Origin of the sequence: Streptomyces sp. NPDC059567 (genome assembly GCF_042735655.1) — a bacterium.
In the GTDB taxonomy this organism is placed as follows: Bacteria; Actinomycetota; Actinomycetes; order Streptomycetales; family Streptomycetaceae; genus Streptomyces.
This window is the reverse complement of sequence record NZ_JBHWBS010000098.1, coordinates 1-7,105: the sequence shown is the minus strand read 5'-3', so window position 1 is coordinate 7,105 and position 7,105 is coordinate 1. Positions and strand designations below refer to the sequence as shown.

6 protein-coding genes are annotated in these 7,105 nt (G+C 74.2%); 4 read left to right on the top strand and 2 right to left on the bottom strand.

Annotated elements, in window-relative coordinates; translation table 11 throughout:
• The first annotated feature begins 188 nt into the window (after positions 1-188).
• Together ACFVZW_RS30685 and ACFVZW_RS30680 are read left to right on the top strand one after the other, a co-directional pair.
• Complete coding sequence (locus tag ACFVZW_RS30685; protein ID WP_384528094.1) at positions 189-1,208, top strand: NlpC/P60 family protein; 1,020 nt, start codon at positions 189-191, stop codon at positions 1,206-1,208.
• A 73-nt stretch (positions 1,209-1,281) separates the two neighbouring features.
• Positions 1,282-2,478: a hypothetical protein gene (locus tag ACFVZW_RS30680; RefSeq protein WP_384528091.1), complete on the top strand. Its 1,197-nt coding sequence runs from the start codon at positions 1,282-1,284 to the stop codon at positions 2,476-2,478.
• A gap of 25 nt (positions 2,479-2,503) precedes the next feature.
• On the opposite strand, the gene ACFVZW_RS30675 is transcribed toward ACFVZW_RS30680, so the two are convergent.
• The gene (locus tag ACFVZW_RS30675; protein WP_376444327.1) at positions 2,504-3,034 is read right to left on the bottom strand and encodes a PadR family transcriptional regulator; all 531 of its coding nucleotides are present in this window, start codon (positions 3,032-3,034) and stop codon (positions 2,504-2,506) included.
• 94 nt (positions 3,035-3,128) lie between these two features.
• Between ACFVZW_RS30675 and ACFVZW_RS30670 the strand changes: the two genes are divergently transcribed.
• The gene (locus ACFVZW_RS30670; RefSeq protein WP_384528088.1) at positions 3,129-4,475 is read left to right on the top strand and encodes an MATE family efflux transporter; all 1,347 of its coding nucleotides are present in this window, start codon (positions 3,129-3,131) and stop codon (positions 4,473-4,475) included.
• Here the strand turns inward: ACFVZW_RS30670 and ACFVZW_RS30665 are convergent.
• Entirely contained in the window at positions 4,414-5,676 is a 1,263-nt protein-coding gene (locus ACFVZW_RS30665; RefSeq protein ID WP_384528086.1) for a glycosyltransferase 87 family protein, read from the bottom strand. The two genes, ACFVZW_RS30670 and ACFVZW_RS30665, sit on opposite strands and share 62 nt — an antisense overlap.
• Before the next feature lie 92 nt (positions 5,677-5,768).
• On the opposite strand from ACFVZW_RS30665, the gene ACFVZW_RS30660 reads away from it, so the two are divergent.
• Positions 5,769-6,911 (top strand): glycosyltransferase family 4 protein, encoded by a 1,143-nt coding sequence (locus tag ACFVZW_RS30660; RefSeq protein WP_384528083.1) that lies wholly within the window; start codon positions 5,769-5,771, stop codon positions 6,909-6,911.
• Positions 6,912-7,105 lie beyond the last annotated feature (194 nt).

The following is a 7,105-nucleotide window of genomic DNA, read 5'->3' as shown; positions in this document are numbered from 1 at the left end:
GCCGCATCCTCACTGTCCCCCAATGGGGGTGGTTGGTCGATCCGTAGGGTCCGGGCCCCCCCCGCGGGGCCCGGGTGGTTCCGGGGGGGGCGTCACTTTGTGTGCCCGGCGCCTTCGTTGGACGAGGAGTGATCACCGGCTACTGTCTGCCGCGCCAGTCTGGGTAACAGCCGAACGGAGCGCGATACGTGGCGTCCCACCGACGACCCGCGAGGGTCACCGTCCTGACCGCCGCCGCGGCCACCGCCGCCACGGCCTTCGGCGCCGTCCCCGCGAGCGCCGACCCGGGCGGTGCCCCGGAGGCCGCCACCAAGGCCACGGTCGACCGGCTCTTCGAGGAGGCCGAGCGGGCCACCGAGAGGTTCAACAAGGCCGACGAGCGGGCGGACACGCTGCGCAGGTCGGTCTCCCAGGCGCGGGACGGCCTGGCACGCGGCCAGGAGCGCATCAACCGCATGAGGGGCGCGCTCGGTTCGGTCGCCGGCGCCCAGTACCGCTCCGGCGGCATCGACCCCGCCCTCGCGCTCCTGCTCTCCTCCGACCCCGACTCGTACCTCGACCGGGCCTCCGTGCTCGACCGGGTGGCCGCCCGGCAGGGCGTGGCGCTCGGTCAACTCCAGGCCGAGCAGCGGCGGCTGAGCCAGAAGCGGACCGAGGCCGGCCGGCTCCTCGCCGAACTGGAGCGCAGCCGGACCCAGGTCGCCAAGCACAAGCGCACCGTCGAGCGGAAGCTCGCCGAGGCCCGCCGGGTCCTGGCGTCCCTGAGTGCCCAGGACCGCGCGGAGTTCGACCGGGACGCCCGGGCCTCCCGCTCCGGCCGCGAGGAGGAGCTGCCGCCGCTCTCCGACCTCGGCCCGGCCTCCTCCCGCGCCGCAGCGGCGGTGATCGCGGCGCGCAGCGCGATCGGGATGCCCTATGTGTGGGGCGCCACCGGCCCACGGGCCTTCGACTGCTCCGGCCTGATGGTGTGGTCGTACCGGCAGGCCGGGATCAGCCTGCCGCGGACCTCCTCCGCGCAGCGGTACGCGGGACGGCAGGTGCCGCTCTCGCAGGCGCAGCCCGGCGACCTCGTCACGTACCGCGGCGACGCCAGCCATGTCGGGATCTACGCGGGCAACGGACAGGTGATCCACGCGCCGTACCCCGGGGCGCGGGTGCGCTACGACCCGGTCGGGATGATGTCCCACGCGACGGTGACGCGAGTCTGACCGTACGCCTGCGCGTACGCGTGCCCGTACGATCGAGGGCGTGGCAGGTCAGGGGCATGGAGGGGCGCGTCGGGTGGCAGTCGGTCTGCTGGCCGGCCTGCTGACCCTCGCCGGGTGCGCGTCCCCCGAGCCTCCCGATCCCGCCCCCCAGGAGATCCAGACCCTTCTCGACCGGCACGCGCGGGCGCTGCTCGCCCGGGACGAGGCGGCCTACGCGGTCGCGCTCGACCCGACGCGCGCGTCCACCGCCCTGAAGGAGTTCGACCGGCTCGCCGAGGTGCCGCTGGCCTCGTGGAGCTATCGGCTGAAGGACGTCGATCGGCAGAGTGGGGACCGGGCGGGCGGCGACCGGGCGACGGTCCGCGCCGACCTGACCTACCGGGTCGAGGGCTACGACTCCGGGCCCGTCACGACGGAGCGCGTGCTCGACCTGACCGAACGGGACGGCCGCTGGTACGTGACCGCCGAGCGGCCCGCCGAGGGCGCCGCCCAGCAGCTGTGGCAACAGGGCGACGTCGAGGCGGTACGGGGCGCGCGCAGCCTCGTCCTCGGCGTCGGGCAGCCGGAGGAGCGCCTGCGGGCGATCGCGGCGGCGGCCGACCGGGCGGTGCCCGCCGTCTCGGCGGCCTGGTCCCCGGCCTGGGCGGGCCGGGTCGTGGTGCTCGTCCCGGCCTCGCTGGAGGCCATGGGCGGGCTGCTCGGGGCCCCGGCGGCCTCGTACCGGGGGATAGCGGCGGTCACGACCGGGGAGGTCGGCGGCGGGCCGGACGCCCCGGCGGACCGGGTGATCGTCAACCCCGAGGCGTACGGGGTGCTCGGCGACTTCGGCCGGCAGGTCGTCCTCACCCACGAGACGACGCACGTGGCCACCCGCACCGCCACCTCGGCGGCCACGCCCGTGTGGCTGTCGGAGGGCTTCGCCGACTGGGTCGCGTACCGGGGCACGGGCCGCACGGCCGCCCAGGCGGCTCCGGAACTGCGTCGCGCGGTCCGCGCCGGTGACGTCCCCGCGGTCCTCCCGGACGACAAGGCCTTCACCTTCGGCGGCGACGCGGACGCCCTGGCGCGGTCGTACGAGGGCGGCTGGCTGGCCTGCGAGCTGATCGCCGAGCGCTGGGGCGAGGCGAAGCTGACGGCCTTCTACCGCGCGGTGGGCGCCCACCCGGGGCGTGCGGGCGCGGTGGAGAAGGCGCTGGCCGAGACCCTCGGCACGACCCCGGACGAGTTCACCACGGCCTGGCGGGCGTTCCTGCGGGACCGGCTGGGGTGACCGACGGGGCCGCCGGCCCCGCGTGCTAGGGCTCGGGATCCAGTTCCGCCAACGCCTCCGTCAGCCACTGCTTCTCCGCGGTGCCCGTCGCCCGGGCGATGCGCAGCATGCCCTGGCGGAAGAGGTCCCGCTCCTCCTCGGCCCGCACCGGGGCGCCGTCCTTGTAGAAGAAGCTGGCGGGGGTGTTCAGGAAGGCCTGGCGGCGGCGGAGGACGGCCGCCTGGGCCGCGCGGTCCGGGAGCAGGCCCAGGAAGGACAGCAGCGTGAAGAAGCGCTGCCCGTCGGTGATCTCGGCGTCCTTCGGGTCGCGGAGGCGGGCGAACAGCTCCGCCCGGCCCTCGGCGGTCAGTGACAGCATCCGCCGTGGGGCCGCGCTCGTCCCCGGTTCCGTACGGCGCTCGAGCAGCCCCGCCTTGACCATGCGGGTGATCGCCGGGTAGAGCGCGCCGTCGCTGACCGGGCGCACATGGCCGCTCAGTCCCTGGATGCGGTCCTTCAGCTCGTACCCGTGCAGCGGCTTCTCGTACAGGAAGCCGAGGATCGTCAGCTCCAGCACCCGCTCCTCCTTCGCGCTTGTCCCGGACCCCGCGCCCATGCTACCTCTTATCGAGCTACCTCGAATCGATGTAGCTCGCTTCGAGGGGGAGTCGATGACACACCGCCGCACGCTCGTCCGGCTCGCGTACCCGGTCTACGGCGAGCTCCTCGCCGCGGTCGCCGCCGGCATCATCGGCATGGTCTGGGTCGCCCGCCTCGGCGGCGACGCCGTCGCGGCCGTCGCCGTCGCCACCAACGTCGAGAACGTCGCTCTCGGCATCGTGCTCATGGCCGGCTCCGGCACCACCGTCCTCGTCGCCCGCGCCCGAGGCGCCGAGGACCCCGGCGCCGTACGCGCAGCCGTCCGCGGCGGACGGCTGCTTTGCGCGCTGCTCGTCCCGCCCGTCGCCCTCGGCGGCTATCTGCTGCGCGAACCCCTCGCCGGGCTCGTCCTCGGCGGCGCCGACACCCCCGCCCGTGCCCTCGCCACCGCCTACTTCGCCATCTCGCTCCCCGGCACGGCCGTCTTCTTCGCCCTCACCGTCCTCGACGGCATCCTCAAGGGGGCGGGCGACACCCGCACCCCGATGCGGCTCGCCTTCCTCGCCAACGGACTGATCCTGGTCCTCGACCCGCTGCTCATCCACGCGTACGGAGTGCGGGGCGCCGCCCTCGCCACCGTCGTCGGCCGCACGGTCGCCCTCGGCGCGGGACTCCTCGCCCTGCGCCGCAACCCGCTCCTGCGGGCCGCGCGGGCCGCCTCGCCCTCGGAGGGGACGGTCGCCGCCCTGCGCCGTACGGTCGCCACCGGGCTGCCCATGTCCGTCGACTTCGTCGTCCGGATGCTGGGGGCCCTCGCCCTGGTCGCCGTCGTGGCCCGGCTCGGGGTCACCCAGGTCGCCGCGTACGGCATCGCCACGAAGGCCATGTACGTCGCCACCATGGCGTTCTACGCCGTGCGCCAGGCCGCGGCCATCCACACGGCGCATCTGCTCGGGGCGGGCCACGACGAGCGCCGGGCCGTCGGACGGCAGGCCCTGTTCCTCGGGGGAGTCCTCGGTACGGCCGCCGCCGCTCTGCTGTTCCTCGTCGCCGGCCCGGTCATGCGCGGCTTCGGGGCGGAACCGGACGTGGTGGCCGCCGGAGCCCTCTACCTGCGCTGCCTGGGGCCCTATCTGGTGCTGATGGCCGGGTTCATCGCCCTCGCCGGGGTCTTCGAGGGCAGCGGCGACAGCCCGCGGCTCGCCGGGATCACCATCGCCGGCGTCCTGTTCCAGCTGCCTCTCGCGTATGTGCTCTCAGACCTGGGGCTGCCCGGAATCTGCCTGGCCATGGCTCTCGCGACGGCGGCGCAGTGCGCGGCGCTCGGTGGCCTGACCTACCGCCGTACCCCGCCGCTCAGGCGACGGGCAGGCGCCTCGCCCGCTCGGACTGCTGAACCGGAATCTTCGCCGGGATGAGACGCGGCTCCGTCACCGTCTGCCGCCACAGGATGCGGCAGGCCGAGACCGACGCGGCGACCAGCAGCCCGTTCCGTATCAGCAGCAGGCCGATGCCCAGCGGATCGCTGTCCGTCACGTGCGAGAACCACACCGGGAACTCGAACTGCGTCACCGCCGTCGCCCACACCACCAGATGCGCCGGCCGGCGCATCCGGCTCGCCCGGTAGGCCAGGCACACGGCGGCCAGACCTATCAGCCAGATCATGTACTGGGGGCTTATCACCCGGCTCGTCGTGGTGAACAGCAGCACCGCCACGAACGCCACGTCCGCCGGCGTCGACGTCGTGAACGCACGGGCCCGTATCCGCCACACCAGCAACCAGCCGAAGGCGGCGATGGTCAGGGCCATCGCCATCGAGGAGACGGTGGAGACGTACGGGCCGAGGAACTCGATCGAGCCGTAGTTCATCCGCGCCTCGCCCTCCCAGCCGATGTGCCGGGCGACATGGAAGAGCATCGCGCCCAGGGACTCGAGCTCCAGTCCCCGGTCGCGCTGGAAGGTCAGGAAGGCCAGCGCCCCGGGCGCCGCGAGCACGCACAGGAGCAGCAGCCCGGCGGCCGCGCCCGCCGCCGTCGACCACGAGCGGAAGGTGGCACGGCCACGCGGGGTGCCCGCGAGCAGCAGCGCGGGCCAGACCTTCAGCATCGCCCCGAAGCCCGCCAGCGCGCCGAGCACCCGGGGGCGGGAGAGACCGGCGAGGAGCGCGGCCACGGCGACGGCGGTGACCATCAGGTCGTACCGGGCGTAGGCGGTCGGGCCGAGCAGCGGCACGCCCGCGATCCAGATCCACGCGCCGCGCGGGCTGCGGCCCCGGCGCTTCCCCGCGTACATCAGCAGACCGAAGACGAGCGCGTCGCAGAGGAACGCGAGCACGAAGAAGGCGGCGGAGTAGCCCAGGAACGGCAGCAGGGCGGGGGCGAGGATCGCCAGGGCGGCGAGCGGCGGGTACTGCCAGGTCACGTCGTCCAGCGGATACGTGCCGGTCTTCAGGACCTCGTACCAGCCCTGGTAGATCTGCTCGATGTCGCTCGTGACGTCCGGCCCCGGGACGGTGACGACCTTGAAGACACAGAGGAGCAGGATGATCCGGGTGAGTCCCCACAGGAGGACGGGGTTTCTTCTCGCGCGCTCGGCAGCCGTACCCAGTACGCCCGTCATTCCTACCTCGTCCATTCCAGTCGGTCGGTCGGTCCGCGCCTGCGGAGGGTGTGTTGCCGGGCGGGGGGTGCGGTCACGTACATTCGGCGACGATGCACAAGACCCTGATCGTAACCAACGACTTCCCGCCCCGACCCGGTGGAATCCAGGCGTTCCTGCACAACATGGCGCTGCGCCTGGATCCCGAGCGGATCGTGGTCTACGCCTCCACGTGGAAGCGCAACCGCGAAGGGATCGAGGCGACCGCCGCGTTCGACGCGGAGCAGCCTTTCACGGTGGTGCGGGACAGCACCACCATGCTGTTGCCCACACCTCGGGTCACCGCGCGGGCGACCGCGCTGCTGCGTGAGCACGGCTGCGAATCCGTGTGGTTCGGCGCGGCGGCGCCGCTCGGCCTGATGGCACCCGCGCTGCGCCGTGCCGGTGCGCGACGGCTCGTCGCGACGACGCACGGGCACGAGGCGGGGTGGGCCCAGCTGCCGGCGGCGCGACAGCTCCTGCGCCGGATCGGCGAGGGCACGGACACCCTCACGTATCTCGGCGAGTACACGCGCTCGCGGATCGCGGCGGCGCTGACACCCGAGGCGGCCGCGCGGATGGTGCAGCTGCCGCCGGGCGTGGACGAGAAGACCTTCCACCCGGGCTCGGGCGGCGAGGCGGTACGGGAGCGCCTCGGGCTCAGCGACCGGCCCGTCGTCGTGTGCGTCTCGCGGCTCGTGCCGCGCAAGGGCCAGGACACGCTGATCCGGGCCATGCCCGAGATCCTGCGCCGGGTGCCGGACGCGGTGCTGCTGATCGTCGGGGGCGGCCCCTACGAGAAGGACCTGAAGTCCCTCGCGGCGACGACCGGGGTGGCCGATTCCGTACGTTTCACGGGCGCGGTGCCGTGGGAGGAGCTGCCGGCCCACTACGGCGCCGGAGACGTCTTCGCCATGCCCTGCCGCACCCGCCGCGGCGGCCTCGACGTGGAGGGCCTCGGCATCGTCTACCTGGAGGCCTCGGCCACCGGCCTCCCGGTCGTCTCCGGCGACTCGGGCGGCGCACCGGACGCGGTCCTGGACGGCGAGACGGGCTGGGTCGTCCGCGGCGACGCCCCCGCGGAGTCCGCGGACCGCATCGCGACCCTCCTCCTCGACCCGGAGCTGCGCCGGCGCATGGGCGAACGAGGCCGTGCCTGGGTCGAGGACCGCTGGCGCTGGGACCTCCTTGCCGAGCGCCTGAAGGAACTGCTGTAGGACCGGGTCCCTGCCGGGCTCGCTGGGGCGGGGGATCGCGGCTGTTGCGCGCCTCCGGGGTGTGGGGAGGCTGCCCCCGCACCCCGGCCCGCCCAGGGCCCCGCACACGGAGACGGGCCCCGCGGGACGCCGTTCGGCGTTCCGCCGCGCCCGGCGCGGGACCGCCACCCGTTACACCTACGGGCGGGAGAAGC